At 64.4% G+C, this 17,377-nt stretch carries 16 protein-coding genes; 8 read left to right on the top strand and 8 right to left on the bottom strand.

Annotation, left to right across the window (positions count from 1 at the left end; genetic code table 11):
• Nucleotides 1-30 precede the first annotated feature (30 nt).
• Together FJ527_RS28880 and coaA are read left to right on the top strand one after the other, a co-directional pair.
• A complete protein-coding gene (locus FJ527_RS28880; protein WP_015314588.1) occupies nt 31-354 on the top strand; it encodes a phosphoribosyl-ATP diphosphatase in 324 nt (107 codons plus the stop codon).
• Between the two features lie 24 nt (nt 355-378).
• Nucleotides 379-1,338, top strand: a complete 960-nt coding sequence (gene coaA, locus FJ527_RS28875; protein WP_140660227.1) for a type I pantothenate kinase — start codon at nt 379-381, stop codon at nt 1,336-1,338.
• Between the two features lie 57 nt (nt 1,339-1,395).
• Here the strand turns inward: coaA and FJ527_RS28870 are convergent, their stop codons facing one another.
• The 5 genes from FJ527_RS28870 to FJ527_RS28850 form a co-directional block, all read right to left on the bottom strand.
• Complete coding sequence (locus tag FJ527_RS28870) at nt 1,396-2,943, bottom strand: DegQ family serine endoprotease (RefSeq protein WP_140824669.1); 1,548 nt, start codon at nt 2,941-2,943, stop codon at nt 1,396-1,398.
• 186 nt (nt 2,944-3,129) lie between these two features.
• The gene (locus tag FJ527_RS28865; RefSeq protein ID WP_140824668.1) at nt 3,130-3,849 is read right to left on the bottom strand and encodes an MBL fold metallo-hydrolase; all 720 of its coding nucleotides are present in this window, start codon (nt 3,847-3,849) and stop codon (nt 3,130-3,132) included.
• Nucleotides 3,850-3,919: 70 nt separating this feature from the next.
• Nucleotides 3,920-5,086 carry a diphosphate--fructose-6-phosphate 1-phosphotransferase gene (locus FJ527_RS28860; RefSeq protein WP_015314592.1) on the bottom strand — a complete coding sequence of 389 codons (1,167 nt, stop codon included), beginning with the start codon at nt 5,084-5,086 and terminating at the stop codon, nt 3,920-3,922.
• A gap of 153 nt (nt 5,087-5,239) precedes the next feature.
• Nucleotides 5,240-6,007 (bottom strand): L,D-transpeptidase, encoded by a 768-nt coding sequence (locus FJ527_RS28855; protein ID WP_140824667.1) that lies wholly within the window; start codon nt 6,005-6,007, stop codon nt 5,240-5,242.
• A gap of 64 nt (nt 6,008-6,071) precedes the next feature.
• Nucleotides 6,072-6,341, bottom strand: coding sequence for a hypothetical protein (locus FJ527_RS28850; protein ID WP_140660229.1), 270 nt, complete (start codon nt 6,339-6,341; stop codon nt 6,072-6,074).
• Here FJ527_RS28850 and FJ527_RS28845 point away from each other — a divergent pair.
• Nucleotides 6,340-6,963 (top strand): LysE family translocator, encoded by a 624-nt coding sequence (locus tag FJ527_RS28845; RefSeq protein WP_140824666.1) that lies wholly within the window; start codon nt 6,340-6,342, stop codon nt 6,961-6,963. The genes FJ527_RS28850 and FJ527_RS28845 overlap by 2 nt on opposite strands.
• 30 nt (nt 6,964-6,993) lie before the next feature.
• Here the strand turns inward: FJ527_RS28845 and FJ527_RS28840 are convergent, their stop codons facing one another.
• Nucleotides 6,994-9,780: an autotransporter outer membrane beta-barrel domain-containing protein gene (locus FJ527_RS28840; protein ID WP_140824665.1), complete on the bottom strand. Its 2,787-nt coding sequence runs from the start codon at nt 9,778-9,780 to the stop codon at nt 6,994-6,996.
• 226 nt (nt 9,781-10,006) lie between these two features.
• Here FJ527_RS28840 and FJ527_RS28835 point away from each other — a divergent pair, with 226 nt between their 5' ends.
• Nucleotides 10,007-11,332, top strand: coding sequence for a tetratricopeptide repeat protein (locus tag FJ527_RS28835; RefSeq protein ID WP_140824664.1), 1,326 nt, complete (start codon nt 10,007-10,009; stop codon nt 11,330-11,332).
• 80 nt (nt 11,333-11,412) lie between these two features.
• Complete coding sequence (xylB, locus tag FJ527_RS28830; protein WP_140824663.1) at nt 11,413-12,867, top strand: xylulokinase; 1,455 nt, start codon at nt 11,413-11,415, stop codon at nt 12,865-12,867.
• Nucleotides 12,868-13,166: 299 nt separating this feature from the next.
• Here the strand turns inward: xylB and FJ527_RS28820 are convergent, their stop codons facing one another.
• Complete coding sequence (locus FJ527_RS28820; RefSeq protein ID WP_140620574.1) at nt 13,167-13,529, bottom strand: nuclear transport factor 2 family protein; 363 nt, start codon at nt 13,527-13,529, stop codon at nt 13,167-13,169.
• A gap of 113 nt (nt 13,530-13,642) precedes the next feature.
• Between FJ527_RS28820 and xylA the strand changes: the two genes are divergently transcribed.
• Together xylA and FJ527_RS28810 are read left to right on the top strand one after the other, a co-directional pair.
• Nucleotides 13,643-14,968: a xylose isomerase gene (gene xylA, locus FJ527_RS28815; protein ID WP_140824662.1), complete on the top strand. Its 1,326-nt coding sequence runs from the start codon at nt 13,643-13,645 to the stop codon at nt 14,966-14,968.
• A 207-nt stretch (nt 14,969-15,175) separates the two neighbouring features.
• The gene (locus FJ527_RS28810; RefSeq protein WP_015314600.1) at nt 15,176-15,385 is read left to right on the top strand and encodes a hypothetical protein; all 210 of its coding nucleotides are present in this window, start codon (nt 15,176-15,178) and stop codon (nt 15,383-15,385) included.
• A 10-nt stretch (nt 15,386-15,395) separates the two neighbouring features.
• On the opposite strand, the gene FJ527_RS28805 is transcribed toward FJ527_RS28810, so the two are convergent.
• The gene (locus FJ527_RS28805; protein WP_015314601.1) at nt 15,396-16,373 is read right to left on the bottom strand and encodes a GlxA family transcriptional regulator; all 978 of its coding nucleotides are present in this window, start codon (nt 16,371-16,373) and stop codon (nt 15,396-15,398) included.
• A 79-nt stretch (nt 16,374-16,452) separates the two neighbouring features.
• On the opposite strand from FJ527_RS28805, the gene FJ527_RS28800 reads away from it, so the two are divergent.
• Nucleotides 16,453-17,370: a 3-keto-5-aminohexanoate cleavage protein gene (locus tag FJ527_RS28800; RefSeq protein ID WP_023772124.1), complete on the top strand. Its 918-nt coding sequence runs from the start codon at nt 16,453-16,455 to the stop codon at nt 17,368-17,370.
• Nucleotides 17,371-17,377 lie beyond the last annotated feature (7 nt).

The raw sequence follows: 17,377 nt of genomic DNA, 5'->3' as shown, positions 1-17,377 counted from the left end.
ACCCGGCTTAAACAAGAAGATAGATCGAACATGGCCGAGTTTTCGCTCTCCGACCTGGAAAAAATCGTCAGCGACCGCGCCCATTCCGGCGATCCGGATTCGTGGACGGCCAAGCTTTACGCCCGGGGCATCGACAAGGCGGCGCAGAAACTCGGCGAGGAGGCGGTCGAGACCGTGATCGCCGCCGTCAAGGGCGACAAACAGGGCCTCGTTTCCGAAAGCGCCGATCTTATATATCATTGGCTTGTCGTTCTCGGCATCTCGGGTGTCCCGTTGAACGACGTGCTCAAGGAGCTTGAAGCCCGTACCGGGCGTTCGGGCATCGCCGAAAAGGCGTCGCGGCCCAAGGGCTGATCGGGAGGAAGGGCAGGTATCTCGATGGATCAGCTCGCGCCAACCGAGAAATATTCTCCGTTTCGCTTCTTCTCAGCCGAGCAATGGTCGCGGTTCCGAGCCGATACGCCGCTGACGCTGAGCGAGGACGAGTTCCGCCGCCTGCGTTCGCTCAACGACCCGGTCGACCTCGAAGAGGTCAAGCGCATCTATCTGTCCTTGTCGCGGCTTTTGTCGGCGCATGTCGAGGCGAGCCAGCTTCTGTTCCGGCAGCGCCAGGCCTTCTTCAACGCCGCCGACGTGGCCAAGACGCCTTTCATCATCGGCATTGCCGGTTCTGTCGCGGTCGGCAAATCGACCACGGCGCGCGTGCTGAAGGAATTGCTGGCGCGATGGCCGTCGAGCCCTAAGGTGGACCTCATCACCACGGACGGCTTCCTGCTGCCCAACGAGGTGCTGCGCCGCGAAAACCTGATGGAGCGCAAGGGTTTCCCCGACAGCTACGATGTCGGCGCGCTGCTGCGTTTCCTCTCGGGTATCAAGTCGGCGTTGCCCGATGTCCGCGCGCCGGTCTATTCGCACCTTACCTATGACGTCATCCCCGGCGAGTTCGTCACCATCGACCGGCCCGACATCCTGATCTTCGAAGGCATCAACGTGCTGCAGCCGGGCAAGCTGCCGCAGGACGGCAAGATCGTGCCCTTCCTGTCGGACTTCTTCGACTTCGCCATCTACATCGATGCCGACGAGAAGCTGATCCACAATTGGTATATTTCCCGCTTCATGCGGCTGCGCGAAACCGCCTTCCGCGATCCGGACTCCTTCTTCCACCGCTATTCGCAGCTGTCGGAGGATGCGGCCAAGGCGATCGCCGAGGGCCTGTGGACCAACATCAACCTGAAGAACCTGCGCGAAAACATCCTGCCGACGCGTGCCCGCGCCGACTTGATCCTGCGCAAGGGCGCCGACCACCTGATCGAGGAAGTGGCGCTGCGCAAGTTGTAGCCGATAGACTGGGGGGTGGCGGGCGCTCCACAAGCCCGCCACGCCGCTGTTTGTGTGTCAGCCATTGGCGAACGGCACGGCGACATAGATCTGGGTGCCGCCGCGCTCCACCAGAAGCAGCACCGATTTGCGTCCGGATTTGCCGGCTTGGGCAATCGCTTGGGTCACCTGCCTGGCGCTCTTCACCGGAGCCTGGTTGACGGCGACGATGACATCGCCCGGCTGGATGCCGGCAGTCGCCGCCGGCTTGTCGGGATTGACGCTCGCAACCACCGCGCCGTGCTCGTTCTCGGGCAGGTTCATCTGCTGGCGGATGTCCGGCGTGATATCCATCAAGCCGAGGCCGACGGCCGGCACGCGGGAACCCTGTTCGGTGCCCGGCGCGCTGGAGTCATCCGTCGACGCCGTTTTCACATCGTCGCTGTTGCGTCCGACCTCCACCGAGATCTGCATGGCCTTGCCCTTGCGCCAGACATCCAGTCTCTCCTTGGCACCCGGCGCGACGTCGGCGACGGCTCGTGACAGGTCCTTGGGATCCTTGACGTCCTGCCCGGCGAAGCCGGTGATGACGTCGCCGGTCTCGACGCCGGCCTTGGCCGCGGGCGAGCCGTCATTGACCTGCGAGACCAAGGCACCGCTGGGACGGTCCAGCCCGATGGCGCTTGCCACATCCGGGGTGACGGGCTGGATCTCGACGCCGAGATAGCCGTATTCGATGTTGCCGCCCTTCATCAGCTTGGCGACCACCTTCTCAGCCTGGTCCGACGGAATGGCGAAACCGACACCGACGCTGCCGCCATTGGGCGAATAGATCGCCGTGTTGATGCCGACGACATTGCCATTGACGTCCACCAGCGGGCCGCCGGAATTGCCGTGATTGATCGGCGCGTCGATCTGGATGAAATCGTCGAACGGCCCGCTATGCAGGTCGCGGCCACGCGCCGAGACGATACCGGCCGTTACCGTGGTGCCGATGCCGAACGGATTGCCGATCGCCAGCACCTGGTCGCCTGTCATGAGCTTGTCGGAGTCGCCCCACTTCACGGTTGGCAACGACTTGCCGGCGTTGATCTTCAGCACGGCGAGGTCGTTCTTGGCATCGTGACCGACCAGCTTGGCCGGGAGCTCCGTGCCGTCGTCGAGCGTGACCTTTATCGAGGAAGCGCCGTCGACGACATGGTTGTTGGTGACGATGGTGCCGTCGGCACCGACGATGAAGCCCGAACCGAGCGCTTCGGCCCGCGGCAACCGCTGTTGCGGAGGCGTCTTGGGAGCGGGCATGCCCTGATCGCCGAAGAACTGGCGGAAATAGTCGTCGAAGGGCGAGGCGCCATCGAAGGGCGACGCTTCGTTCATTGCTTCCGGCTGTCCTTTCATGACCGTGGTCACGGTCACGACGGCCGGCTTGGTCGTGGCCACGATCGGCGCCAACGAACCGCTCGGGGCCGTGGTCCCGGCAACGGGGGTCTGCGTCGTTGCAACCGTGTTGCCCGTGCCGACGCCGTTCGCGCTGTCGGCGAATGAGACGACAAAGGGAGAAACCAGCAGCGCGGCGCCCAGCAGGGCGGCGATGCGATGCCTACGAAGAATGCTCAGGTTTGACATGGTCGTTCTGTCCGGGCGAGGGGTTGATCCGCGCCGCGGGTCTTCCTGGGAGAAGTGCCCGTCAGCGTGCCGACGGCCCGGGTTGCCTGCCTCGCCACGCATGGCAGCCGGCCGGATCGACAACAACTATCTAGGGCGCCGATCCGCGCGATTTAGGGTTTTAGCCCGACCTTACGAAGATTTAATTCAGAGTGCGCTTACGGATCGCAGATAGGCCGACGCGATTTCGCGCATGCGCCCGCCGTCGAAGCTCGGGCCGTGGCCGCCATGGCCGATCCTGATCGGCAGGTCGAGCAGCCGGCGCATCGTGTTGCGATAGGCCTCCCGGTCGGAATCCGGCAAATCGTCGATCAGCGTGTCGTCATAGATGGCGTCGCCGCTGAAAAACAGGCCGTCGGCCTCATCGAAAAGCGCGATCGAATCCGGCGAATGTCCGGGGAGATGCAGCACCCGAAACCGGCGGTCGCCTAGATCGACCACGTCGCCTTCGTCGAGCATACGCGTCAACGGTGCCGGCGCTATCGCATAGTCGGCCGACTTCCAGCCAGGCGCCGGCAATTTCGAAACGGCCCCCTCGAGATCGTGGAACATGTAGGCGTAAGTCGCGGCCTCATCCATGCTCTCGAATTGCGCTGCGCTCATCCTTGGCCCGGCCCGCAGCGGAAATTCGTGCAGCGAGCCGACATGGTCGAGGTGAATATGGGTGGCGACGACCAGAAGCGGCTTGCCTTCGGCCGTCTTTATCTCCGGCGCCAGCGGACAGATGCCCATCCCGGTGTCGACCAGAAGGTCGGCGTCGCGGCCGGTGAAATGCCAGATATTGGCTCGCACATAGTCGTGCACGAACGGCTCGGTCAGCATCGTCGTCCTGCCGTCGACAATGCGCCTGGAGAACCAGTTATCCATCAGGTGTGAGCCTGGGCATCAAGTGTGAGCCTGGCATCAGGTGTGAGCCGGGCATCAAGCGGACCCGGCATCAGACGAACGGCTTTCCGACCTTGTATTTTTCCGGCACCAGCCGCTTGAGATAGGCCATTCCGGCCTCGGACAGCTGGTTGGCGTCGGGCTTCATGAAATCGTCGGGCATGTGGCGGGTCTTGCCGGCAACGTTCTTCAGCGGCACCTTCTTCAGCACTATCTTGCTGCCATCATATTGCAGCGCCACCGAGCCGCCGCCCTGTTCGGCGACGCCGACGGCAAAGGCGCCGGCATCGAAGGCCTCCTGCGCATCGACCGGGCTGATGGAGCCGACATAGCCGCGCGGCATGTAGCCGAGTGCGTCGACGCGGGCACGCTTGCCCGGCAGCCCCTCGGCCAATGCCCGTTCGAGCGCCGCCGGCAGGTCGCTGCCCGAGAGTTTGACGTTGCCGTGCTGGTCGCGCTCGAGCTTGTCCGCCGGCACCAGGCTTTCGACCAGTGCCTTGCCGTCGGCGGTGCTGACGCCTTCCGACACGGCGACGATGCAGCGCTTGTGGCGGTCGAGGGTGGCGCGCACGTCGTCGATGAAACCGGCGGCGGAGAACGGCCGCTCCGGGACGTAGACCAGATGCGGGCCGCTGTCGGAATCGAGCTGCCAGGCCGCCGACGCCGCGGTCAGGAAGCCGGCATGGCGGCCCATGACGATGCCGACATAGATGCCGGGAAGCGCGCGAAAATCGAGATCGACGGACAGGAAGGCGCCAGCGACGAATTCGGCCGCGGACATGAAGCCCGGCGTATGGTCGTTTTCCTCGAGATCGTTGTCGATGGTCTTCGGCGCATGGACGAAAGCGATCTTGCCGCCGGCGGCATCGGTCAGGATCTGCTGCGTGCCCGAGGTGTCGTTGCCGCCGATATAGATGAAAGCGTCGGCGCCCGCCTTCTGCAGGCCCTTCAGGATGACCTCGCAATAGGCGGCATCCGGCTTGTCGCGCGTCGACCCGAGGGCGGCGCTCGGCGTTCCGGCGATCAGCCGCAGCCGGTCCTCCGGGATGGCGGAGAGGTCGACATAGTTGCCGTCACGGATGCCGCGCACGCCGTGCAGGGAGCCCAGCACCTTGGCACCGGGATGGCGCCTGCGGATCTCCAGCGCGGCGCCCACGACCGTCTGGTTGATGACGGCGGTCGGGCCGCCGCCCTGCGCGATGACGAAAGTTCCAGCCATGCTTGATGTCTCCCTAGGGCATGACGCCGAAAGAGACGGATTCGGATTTCAGGTCGAACGGACCTGAAATCATCCGGCTCTAGGCGATGGTTTTCAGGTCACCTTGGCCTGTCTTGCCGCATCGCGCAACGGGAGAAACGGAGGGCTGGACGATCACATGACGACGACGGGGTTTTTCTTCGACACCCGGCTGTAGAGGTCGATAATGTCCTGGTTGATCAGGCGCACGCAGCCCGACGACATCGCCTGGCCGATGCTCCACCATTCCGGCGAGCCGTGGATGCGGTAGCCGGTGTCCTTGCCGTCCTGGTAGATGTAGAGCGCACGCGCGCCGAGCGGATTGGTCAGGCCGCCGGGCTGGCCGCCCTGCCACTTCACCAGTTCCGGCTTGCGCTGGATCATTTCGGGCGGCGGCGTCCAGGTCGGCCACTCCCTGCCGTACTGGATGTTGGCGCGGCCGGACCAGCGGAAACCGTCCTTGCCGATGCCGACGCCGTAGCGGATGGCATCGCCACCCGGCTGGACGAGATAGAGCATGCGTTCCTTGAGATGCACGACGATGGTGCCGGGCGCCTCGCCGGTCGTATCGACGACGATCTGGCGACGGAACTCCGGCTTGACCTTGAGGTAGGGCACCTCGGGCACGTTGAAGCCGTTATCCGTCAAGGAGGCATACATGACGTCGGGGCTGGTGATGTTCTTGTCGACACTGATCGAGGGCCGGATCGGCACCGAACCGGTGACCGTATCGTCGAGCTGCAGCGCCGGCAGATCGACACCACCCGAGGTCGAGCAGCCGGCGACGCCGAGCAATGCCAAAGCGCCCGCCCCGGACAGGACGGCGCGGCGGGAGAGAAGAAGATCGGTTTCGATTGCGTCGCCGTTTCGTGGCGGCGTCGGACCTTGCGGCAACTCACGCATATACCCAAACCCTACGCTGTCGGCGGGAAGCACGGTCCGGCCGGATAGTGGGCATTTTCATCATTCATGGTTGATAAAGCGTGAATGCCTTGCGCTGCTTGCGTTTGCGCCTTGCCGAGGCGCCGCTCCGCCCTCCCGCGCGGTCGCCATTAAACATCTGCAAGACGTTGAAACCGTCATCAAGCTTTTTGCCGCTGGCGCAATTGACGTCGCGGTCCCGTAAGAGTCGTGCCGGTTGCCCGGCCGGAATACGCAAAAACAAGGATTCGGTCCCTTTACATTCTTCGGGAGCCAAGGATTTATCCTCTTCTTTGAGCTCAAAGGAGACGAGCATGTCCTTCGAAAACTGGGCCGCCTTCGCTGCCGCGTCGACCATCCTCCTCATCATCCCGGGCCCGACAATCCTTCTGGTCGTCTCCTATGCGCTGGGCCAGGGCTGGCGCACCGCTTTGCCGATGGCCGTCGGCGTGGCGCTCGGCGACTTCACCGCCATGACCTTGTCGATGCTGGGCATCGGCGCGCTGCTTGCCGCTTCGGCTGGTGTTTTCACCATCCTGAAACTGATCGGCGCCGGCTATCTGATTTATCTCGGCGTGAAACTGTTCCGCGCCGGCGGCACGCTGAAGGCTGAACCACGCACCGACGCGGTGTCGTCGGCCAAGATGATGGCGCATGCCTGGCTGGTCACCGCGCTCAACCCGAAAAGCATCACCTTCTTCGTCGCCTTCCTGCCGCAGTTCCTCGACCGGCACGCCGACTTCCGGACGCAGATGCTGATCTTCGAGACGACCTTCCTGGCGCTCGCCTTCGCCAACGCCTTCGGTTACGCGCTGATCGCGGCACGCGCCCGCAACGTGGTGCGCAATCCCAAGGCGATCCGCATCTTCAACCGCACCGGCGGCACGCTCCTGGTCGGCGCCGGCATCGCCACGGTGGCGATGCGTTCCGGCAATTGATGTCCTGACGCGGGTGAGGCCCGGAGGGCCTCACCATTTAACGCTGAAGCCCAGATTGCCCTCGAGGATGCGGCGTTTGTCGCCGCCGAGATTGGTGGTGTAGTCGCCGGTGGCGAAGATGCTGACCTTGTCGGTCACCTTGGCGACAATACCGCCGCCGAACTCGAACGAGGTTGACCTGCCCTCCGTCGAGATGTCGGTGGTGTCGAAGCTGACACGATCGGTGCCGCCAAAATCATGCCAGATATTGGCCTTGAGGTAGGGCTGCAGCGCTATGCCATTGACAGCGGACTCGCCCTGCAGCCGAGCCCCGATCCGGCCGGTGACGCTGCCCTCGCTATCGAAGGAAACCGACGAGAAACGATCCTTGGCATCGTCGAGCGACAGATGCTGCCAGATCAGTTGCGCCTGCGGTTCGAGCGTCCAGCCCTGCGCCAGCGCAATGCGATAGCCGCCCTCCAGCGAGGCGGTGACACCTGTTCCGCCAATGTCGATGCCGACATCGCGCGACGACGTCGCGTCGCCGCCGAAGAAGGTGGCCATGAGGACGCCGTCGAGGTACCAGCCGCCTTGGCCGATGCGGGTCCAGTAACCGCCGACGCTGGTGCCGCTGAGATCGATGCCGCCGACGGACAGATCATTCTGCCCCAGCGCCTGGCCGCGCACATCGCCCTTCATGCTGGCATAGGCGACGAACAGGCCGGCGCGATCGATCCCGCCCGACGCGGTTTCGCGTCCGAAGACGTCGAAGCCCGCCTGCAGGCCGAACAAGGTGCCGTCGAAGGACGGCGACACCGTTCCCGACCAGCCCATCTTCGCGTCCTGGCCGTAGATGCGGCCCCAGACCGGCGACAGCTCCGTGTTCGACAACAGGCTCTGTTCGCCGCGCCGCTCATGGAAGGTGCCAAGTGTCGTCATCGCCAGATGCTCGGCCACAGGCGGCACCGCGGAATAGACCGGCACCTCGACGCGATAGAGCAGGATTTCCTCCCCTGCCGCGGGCATCGGAAGATCGGGCACGGCGGTCGGGACCGGCGGGGGCGGTGGCGGTGGATCAGCCGCCGGCGCCGGCGGCGGCAGTGGCGGCGGCACGGGCACCGGATCGCTAGCCTGCACGGGCGGCGTCGGGTCGGCCGGCGGAGTGTTGATATCGCCCTCGGTCGGCGCCGGCACCGGCGGCAGCGCGGATGGCGGCGGCGGAGGTTCGGTCTCGGGCGGCACCGGTTCCGGCGCGGGTGTTGGTTCTGCCGCCGGCGGCGCCGCGGCCGGCGATGTCGGCGTTATCAGCGACGAGCGCAGATACCAGTTCTCCGCGCTGCCTGCGGTGACGCCACCCTTGAACAGATAATATTCGAAGGCGCCTGCCGCGACCGGCACGTCGAGCGCGAAGGCGCTTGAGGTGGAGGTGGCGCCGTTGACCGCCTGGACGACCATGATGCCGTCCTGCATCGTTTCGGCCCCCGCGCCGCCGACATTGACCACCGCGATGCCGGTCGAGCCGGAAGCCGTGCCGCCCGAAAGCACCAGCCTGTCCGACGCCGACGAATCATCGCCGAGCTCGGTCTGGATGAGCAGCAGGCCGCCGAGCCCGGTGTAATTGCCCGAAATCATCAGCCGGTCCGTCGCGCCGGTACTGCCATTGGTCAGGTCGATGCGGCCTGCATTGACGACGTCCGCAAGCTGGCCCGACGTAAAGGCCTGGATCGATGCGTTGAAGCCGCCGCCATAGAGCGTGCTCGCGGCATCGACATTGAGCGATCCCGTGCCGGTGCCGCTGTCTCCAAGCACGAGATTGCCGTCCAGCGTGAGCTGGGTGTCGTTGGTGGCGTCGACGGTCTCCCAGTTCTGGATCCGGCTGATGCCGTCGAGCTTGACGTTATCGAAGGTCAGCGTATCGGTGCCGAGACCGCCATTCAGCGCGTCGGCGCCGCCCAGATTGGCTTTGGTCAGGTTGCTCAGCTTTGCCGTATCGTTGTCGCCGCCGAGGTCGACGGCGCCATAGATGATGCCGCCGCCATTCCACACGAAATTGTCCGCGCCGAAGCTCATCAGCACATCGCCGCCGACGGTGCCGCCCGTGATCGTCACGCTGTCGTTGCCGCCGCTGACGCTGATGTTGCCGCCGATCGTGCCGCCGGAGAGAATGATGGTGTCCTGGTCGAAGCCGGTGACCAGGTTGCGGTCGATGATGCCGCCCGACATGTTGAAATAGTTCTTGTCGAGCTTCATGTTGACGCGGCCGATGCGGCCGTCGGTCATCACGGCACGGTCGCCGTCGTCGAAGAAATCGACGATGCGCCCGCCGGTCATGGTGAAGGTGTCCAGCCCGTCGCCCTGGTTCAGCGAACCGACCTGGCCGCCGCTCATGTTGAAGTCGTCGATGCCGGCGCCCTGCTGGACATTGCCGGCGACGGTGCCGCCGCCGATGGTGAAGAAATCCGTGCCGTCACCCTGATCGACCGTGCCGGTGATGGTGCCTGACTGCATGTTGATGCGGTCCGTGCCCGGGCCGAAGGTGACGTTACCGCTCACCTGGCCGGTGCCGCCGGCGGGAAAGTTCAGCGTGTTGTTGCCGATGGTGTCGTTGAGGCTGCCGCCCGAATCGCCACTATCGCAAGTGAAGACGTCATTGCCCGGAGACGGAACCAGCAGGCATGCCGCCAGGGCCGCGGAGTTCGGCAGCAACATAAGGGTCGTAGTTGCAAGTAAGCTAATAAACCCAGCATTGATCCGCCTGGGCTTTCGCTGCAGCAAAGAAACAGCCCTGCCAATGCGCTCCGAACCGCTGTTCGGAACCTGTATTTCAAAATGCCGCATCGCGTCCCCTCTCAGATCGCGATTTCAAGCCCCTTACCCGCGCCGCAATCAAGCCACAATTCGTCCAGTTTTACAAAGCCTATTCTGTCTCCCATGGTTGATGAACTGCAAAAATGTCTGACATGCCGCGGCGCGACTCGTGAAATGGCGTAGCCGTGGCCTATGCTTTAAGATCACGCTGGACCGTGGGCATCATGCCCATCGGGCCTCGACCGGGGACTCTCGCATGGCCATCAGGGACGCATTTGGCCTGGCATTTTCGGGCGCGACGGAAGCTGGATTCGCGCCCTACGGCCAGGCCGTGCGCGAATTGCAGTGTTTCATTGGCGATCCCGTGAAATCCGTCGATCGCGCCATCGCGCAGGACCCCGGTTTTGTCATGGCGCATGTCTTCAAGGGCTACCTTTTCGGCCTTGCCACCGAACCGGAGGCGACGGCCGTGGCCAGGATCTGCCACGAGGCGGCGCTGCCGCTTGCCGCGACAACGCGTGAGCGGGCGCATGTCTCGGCCCTCGGCCACCTCGCCAACGGGCGCTGGCATCAGGCCTCCGGCATTCTGCGGGACATAGCGATCGATTTTCCGCTCGACGCCGTGGCGCTCCAGGTCGGACACCAAGTCGATTTCTTCACCGGCAACGCCCGCATGCTGCGCGACCGCATCGCCCGCGCCCTGCCATCATGGCAGGCGGACATGCCGGGGTATCACGCCATTCTCGGCATGCAGGCCTTCGGGCTCGAAGAGATGGCTGAGTATGCGCAGGCCGAAAGGCTCGGCCGTACGGCGGTCGAGATCGAACCGCGCGATGGCTGGGCGCAACATGCGGTCGCGCATGTGATGGAGATGCAAAGCCGGCAAAGGGACGGCATCGCCTGGATGCGTACCGATCCCGAAGCCTGGACGAAGGAGAGCTTGCTCCAGGTCCACAATTGGTGGCACCTGGCGCTGTTCCACTACGATCTCGGCGAGACCGGCGAGGTGCTGGCGCTCTATGACGGGCCGATCTATGGCAGCAGATCGACGCTGGCGCTCAACATGGTCGATGCATCGGCGATCCTGTGGCGGCTTCACCTCGGCGGCGTCGACGTCGGCGACCGCTGGACGGCGCTAGCCGCCAATTGGGTGCCCAAGGCCGCTGCCTCCAACTATGCCTTCAACGACGCCCACGCGATGATGGCCTTTGTCGGCGCCGGGCTCGATGCTCCGGCCCGGACCCTGCTCGGGGCACAGCGCGAAGCGATGCGGGGCGGTGACGACAATGCCGCTTTCACGCGGGATGTCGGCCATCCCCTGACGCTTGCGATCAAGGCGTTCGGAGAGGGCAACTACGCCGAAACCATCCGACTGATCCGGCCGATCCGGACCATCGCCCATCGATTTGGCGGCAGCCACGCGCAGCGCGACGTCATCGATCTGACGCTGATAGAAGCCGCCTTGCGTGCCGGCGACGGTGCACTGGCCAGGGCGCTGACGACGGAGCGCTCGACCGTACGCCCGGACAGTCCGCTGTCGGCGCTGTTTTCGAGACGTGCCGCCGATTTGTCAGAGAATTGACCCGGAGCGGATCTTGCCTTAAAAACTGGCTCAAACATATTTTTCGGGTTCCGAAAAAAATAAGAACGTGGGAGGAAACCATGTATCTCGGCCTCGACCTGGGCACATCGGGCGTCAAGGCGCTGCTGATCGATGCCGGACAGGGCGTCATCGGCTCCGGCCATGGCACGCTTGATGTTTCTCGCCCTCACCCGGGCTGGTCCGAGCAGGATCCCCTGCACTGGATACGCGCCTGCGAAGACGCGATCGCCGAACTGAAGGCGGCACATCCCGGGCAGTTCGCGGCGATCGAGGGCATCGGCCTGTCAGGCCAGATGCATGGCGCGACCTTGCTCGATGCCGCCGATCAGGTGTTGCGCCCCTGCATCCTGTGGAACGATACGCGCAGCCATGTCGAGGCGGCGGCACTGGACGCCGATCCGCGCTTCCGCGCGCTCACCGGCAACATCGTCTTTCCCGGCTTCACCGCGCCCAAGCTCGCCTGGGTGAAGAACAACGAACCCGCTGTCTTCGCCAAGGTGGCAAAGGTGCTTTTGCCCAAGGATTTCCTGCGGCTCTGGCTGACCGGCGAGCATATTTCGGAAATGTCGGATTCGGCAGGCACGTCCTGGCTCGATGTCGGCAAGCGGCGCTGGTCTTCCGAGTTGCTTGCGGCGACCTCGCTTGAGGAAAAGCAGATGCCGTCGCTGGTCGAGGGCACGGAAAAAGCCGGCGCCCTGCGCGCCGAACTCGCGTCGCGGTGGGGCATCGCGGCCGGCACTCCGGTGGCTGGCGGCGCCGGCGACAATGCGGCTTCCGCCTGCGGCATGGGCACGGTCGGCGCCGGCCACGCTTTTGTCTCGCTCGGCACATCGGGCGTGCTGTTTGCCGCCAACGCCGCCTATCTGCCCAACCCGGCCAGCGCGGTGCACACCTTCTGTCATGCGCTGCCCAACACCTGGCACCAGATGGGCGTCATCCTGTCGGCAACCGATTCGCTCAACTGGCTGTCGGAGATCACGGGCAAGGGCGCGGGCGAACTGACATCGGAACTCGGCGAGACGCTGAAGGCGCCGACCGGCGTATCCTTCCTGCCCTATCTCTCGGGCGAGCGGACGCCACACAATGATTCCGCCATTCGCGGTTCGTTCACAGGACTGGCGCATGAATCGGGCCGCGCAGTGCTGACACAGGCCGTGCTCGAAGGCGTCGCCTTTGCCTTCCGCGACAGCCTGGAGGCATTGAAAACCGCCGGCACGACCTTGACGCGCGTGACCGCGATCGGCGGCGGCTCGCGCTCGCGCTACTGGCTGAAGGCGATCGCCACCGCGCTGCAATTGCCGGTGGATATTCCGGCTGATGGCGATTTCGGCGCTGCATTTGGAGCGGCCAGACTTGGCCTGATCGCCGCGACCGGCGCCGATCCGCTGGCGGTGTGCTCCGCGCCGAGGACAGATGCGACGATCGAGCCGGATGCAGCTCTTGGCGGCGCCTTCGCCGATGCCTATCACCGCTACCGCGCGCTCTATCCGGCGATCAAGGCCGTAACCGCGTGAGTTGGCGCTTGTCCCATTCCTTTCGTCCGGGCGCTGGCGCTGCCCCTCACCTGCCTGCCGGCATCCTCTCCCCGCATAGAGACGGGGAGAGGGGCGCTGTCATTGCTGGTTTCGCCAATCGCCATGGTCGCAGGAAAGGCGTCGAGATTGCCGCCGGCCCCCTTCTCCCCGTCACTATACGGGGAGAAGTGCCCGGCAGGGCGATGAGGGGCGGCGCCGACTTCGCCAATCGGTCCCCTCTACAGGTTGGACAAGCAACTACCGTAAGAGTGGGAGCCACTCGACTTGCCGGCAAAACCTCACTGCGCCGGCACCTTGTCGAGGAAGCCGGTGACGCTCTTCAGGCGGCCGTTCTCGATGATGCCGATGTCGGTGCCTTCGATGACGGAAGCAGTGCCCTCGGGCCCGAGATTCCAGGAGAAGCGGATCTTGTCGGCAAAGCCGTCCGGCGTGCCCTTCAGCGAGAAGCGGAAGCCGGCAAAGCGCTGCTGGACGCCGCCGATCAGCGCCGCGACGCCTTCATGGCCGTCGCCCTGCATGAGCGGATCGCGATAGCTGACGTCCTCGGTGAAGACAGCCTTGAGCAAGGCCGCCCGGCGGTCGGCATCGCTTTCGTTCCAGGCGGTGATGTAGTTCAGGGCGATCGTGTTGAGGTCGGTCATGGCCTGTCTCCTTCGTTTGACGGTTTTGACAGGACCGTTTTCGACCAGCCTCGGTGTGAAACCAATTACGCCTGAGGTAATCGGGCAAACCTATCTTGGAGAGGAAGAGAACCATGAGCAGCGGCTTTTTCGGCGATATCCAGACAATCAAATATGAAGGACCGGATTCGACCAATCCGCTGGCCTACCGTTTCTACAATCCCGACGAAGTGGTGGCCGGCAAGCGGCTGGAAGACCATCTGCGCTTTGCCGTCGCCTACTGGCATTCCTTCGCCTGGCCGGGCGGCGACCCGTTCGGCGGCCAGACCTTCGACCGTCCCTGGTTCCCCAAGGCCGGCGGGATCGACACGATGGAACTGGCGAAACTCAAAGCCGATGTCGCCTTCGAGATGTTCTCGCTGCTCGGCGCTCCCTATTTCTGCTTCCACGACGCCGATGTGCGGCCTGAGGGCAAGGATTTCTCCGAAAGTGCGGCCCGCCTCGATGAGATCGCCGATTATTTCGCCGGCAAGATGAAGCAGACCGGCGTCAAGCTTTTGTGGGGCACGGCGAACCTGTTCTCCAACCGCCGCTTCATGTCGGGCGCGGCGACCAATCCCGATCCGGATGTGTTCGCCTACGCGGCCGCGACGGTGAAGAGCTGCATCGACGTCACCAAGCGGCTGAAGGGCGAGAACTACGTGCTGTGGGGCGGGCGCGAGGGTTATGAGACGTTGCTCAACACCGACCTTGCCCGCGAGCAGGAACAGGCCGGCCGTTTCCTGAACCTCGTCGTCGACTACAAGCACAAGATCGGCTTCGAGGGCACGATCCTGATCGAGCCGAAGCCGCAGGAGCCGACAAAACACCAGTATGACTACGACGTCGCGACCGTCTACGGCTTCCTCAAGCGCTTTGGCCTGGAGAAGGAGGTCAAGCTCAACATCGAGCAGGGCCACGCCATCCTGGCCGGCCACTCCTTCGAGCACGAACTGGCGCTGGCCAATGCGCTCGGCGTCTTCGGCTCGATCGACATGAACCGCAACGACTACCAGTCGGGCTGGGACACCGACCAGTTCCCCAACAACGTGCCGGAAATGGCGCTGGCATATTACCAGGTGCTCCAGGCCGGCGGTTTCAAGACCGGCGGCACCAATTTCGACGCCAAGCTGCGCCGCCAGTCGCTCGACCCGCAGGACCTGCTGATCGGCCATATCGGCGGCATGGATTCCTGCGCGCGCGGCCTCAAGGCGGCAGCGAAGATGGTAGAGGACAAGGCGCTGTCGGGTCCGCTCGCCGAGCGCTATGCCGGCTGGAACAGCGCCGAGGCCAAGGCGATGCTGTCGGGCAAGCGGACGCTGGAAGAGATCGCCGAGCGCGTGGTGAAGAAGAAGATCGAGCCGCAACCGCGCTCCGGCCGCCAGGAACTGCTCGAAAACATCGTCAACCGCTACGTCTGACGCTGCCTGACCGTCGGCAATCCAAGCCGGCGCACTATGCGATTCGAAAGCTTGGCGCGCGGAAACTTTCTGCGCGCCATGCTGAAATCGACGACAAGGTTTTGCCCTTGCCGCCTCTCAATGACCTCGCTCTTGCCTTCAAACTGCCGTCACGAATCTCGTATAGGTATGGCTCGTGGCGGGAGAGGAAGAAGGAGGCGAACCGATATGCAGAACGAACGTGAAATCGACGCCCTGCTCTCACCTGGCGAGGCCGGATCGATCATCGACCGGTTGATGGCAATGCCGCATCCCAGGGATGGCGCGCGCCGGTCCAACGAATGGGATCGTGCTGTTGCCAGCCGTTTCGAGACCCATCTGGCTAGACAGATGCGCTCACAGATCGATGGCGGCAGCGACCGGCAAAACGCCGCCTGAGCCACCTGGATCAACCTCGGCGAAGCCTGACAGGGGCTTCGCCAAAAGCCCTTGAAAATGCTCTCGAAAAGGCCGCGGCAGACGAGAACCCCGTCCGCCCGGCGATATCCGCCATGGCGATCCGGGTGTCGACAACGAGCCGGCGCGCGGCGCCCAGGCGCAGCCTGAGATAGTAGGCGCCCGGCGTCTCGCCGATCGACTTGCGAAAGATGCTTTCCAGGGTACGCGCCGTCACCCCGGCGCGCCTGGCCACCGCGTCGATGGTCAGCGGCTGGTCGACATGCGCTTCCATCAAGCGGATCGCTTGCGCCAGCCGCGGATCGTAGCCGTCGAGCCGGCCGAGCGAGACCAGCGGCTGGGCATCAGTCGCGGCACGCGCTTGGTCGTAGATGAAGACGCTGGCGACATCGAGCGCCACCGCCATGCCGAGCCGCGTGCGAATCAAGTGCAGCATCAGATCGAAGGTCGGCGAGGCACCGCCCGAGGTGAACACCGGCCCATCGATGACATAGCGGTCCGGCCGGACATCGACGCCGGGAAAAGCCGACGAAAAATCCTCCATGTCTTCCCAATGGGTGGTGGCGCTGCGGCCCTCCAGCAGGCCGGCGCGCGCCACCAGCCAGGTGCCGGCCTCGACGCCGCCGCACGCGCGGGCCGCCCGCGCTGCCCTCCGCAAACCTGAAAGCAGAGCCGACGTCGCGTAATTCTGGGTGCCGAAACCGGCGACGACGACGAGAACGTCGGTTGTCTCCTTGGCGTCGAAACGGCCGCTGACCGCCACCGGCAGGCCGCAGGTGGTAACCGGCGCCTCGCCTGTCACCGAGACCAGCTTGAAGTCGAACAGGGTCTCGCCGGAAATGCGATTGGCGGCCCGCAGCGGGTCGACGGCGGAAGCGACGCACATGATCGAGGAGCCGGAAAACACCAGGAACGTTACCTTGAGGGTCTCACGTTCGGCGCGAAAGACGGACTTTTCGCTTTTGATCATGTCGCCTTCGTAAAACGCAAAGCAGCTTTGATCAAGTCGAGCGATGGTAGGGGCTGTTTCGAATGGGAGGAGAGTTTCGATGCCGCTCGCGATGAACCGTGAGGTCTTCATTACCTGTGCCGTGACCGGGTCCGGCGGCTCGCAGGATCGCTCACCCCACGTGCCGCGCTCGCCCAAGCAGATCGCCGATTCGGCGATCGACGCGGCCAAGGCCGGCGCTGCCATCGTCCATTGCCATGTGCGCGACCCCGAAACCGGCAAGCCCAGGCGCGACGTGCATCTCTACCGCGAGGTGACCGAGCGCATCCGCGCGGCGGATGTCGACGTCATCCTGAACCTTACCGCCGGCATGGGCGGCGACATGGTGTTCGGCTCGCCCGAGGCGCCGCTGCCGCTCAACGAAAAAGGCACCGACATGGGCGGCGCCACCAACCGCATGGAACATGTGCGCCAGTGCCTGCCGGAAATCTGCACGCTCGACTGCGGCACCATGAATTTCGCCGAGGCCGACTATGTCATGACCAACACGCCCGGCATGCTGCGCGCCATGGGCGGCATGATGACGGCGCTCGGCGTCAAGCCCGAGATCGAGGCCTTCGACACCGGACATCTCTGGTTCGCCAAGCAACTGGTCGAGGAAAAGGTGCTCGATCCGGACGCGCTGGTGCAGCTCTGCATGGGCGTGCCGTGGGGGGCGCCCGACGACCTCAACACCTTCATGGCGATGGTCAACAACGTGCCGTCGACATGGAACTGGTCGGCTTTCGCCATCGGCCGCAACCAGATGGCCTACGCCGCTGCCGCCGTGCTCGCCGGCGGCAATGTCCGCGTCGGCCTCGAGGACAATCTGTGGCTCGACAAGGGCGTGCTGGCGACCAATGCGCAATTGGTCGAGCGTGCCGCCTCGATCGTCACCAATCTCGGCGCCCGGATCCTGGGGCCGGAAGAAGTGCGCAAGAAGCTCAACCTGACCAAGCGAGCGCCGATCGCGGCATAAATTATTC

Origin of the sequence: Mesorhizobium sp. B2-4-18, assembly GCF_006441385.1 — a bacterium.
Taxonomy (GTDB): Bacteria; Pseudomonadota; Alphaproteobacteria; order Rhizobiales; family Rhizobiaceae; genus Mesorhizobium; species Mesorhizobium australicum.
The sequence above is the reverse complement of the archived record's forward strand: the minus strand, read 5'-3'. Positions and strand labels throughout refer to the sequence as shown.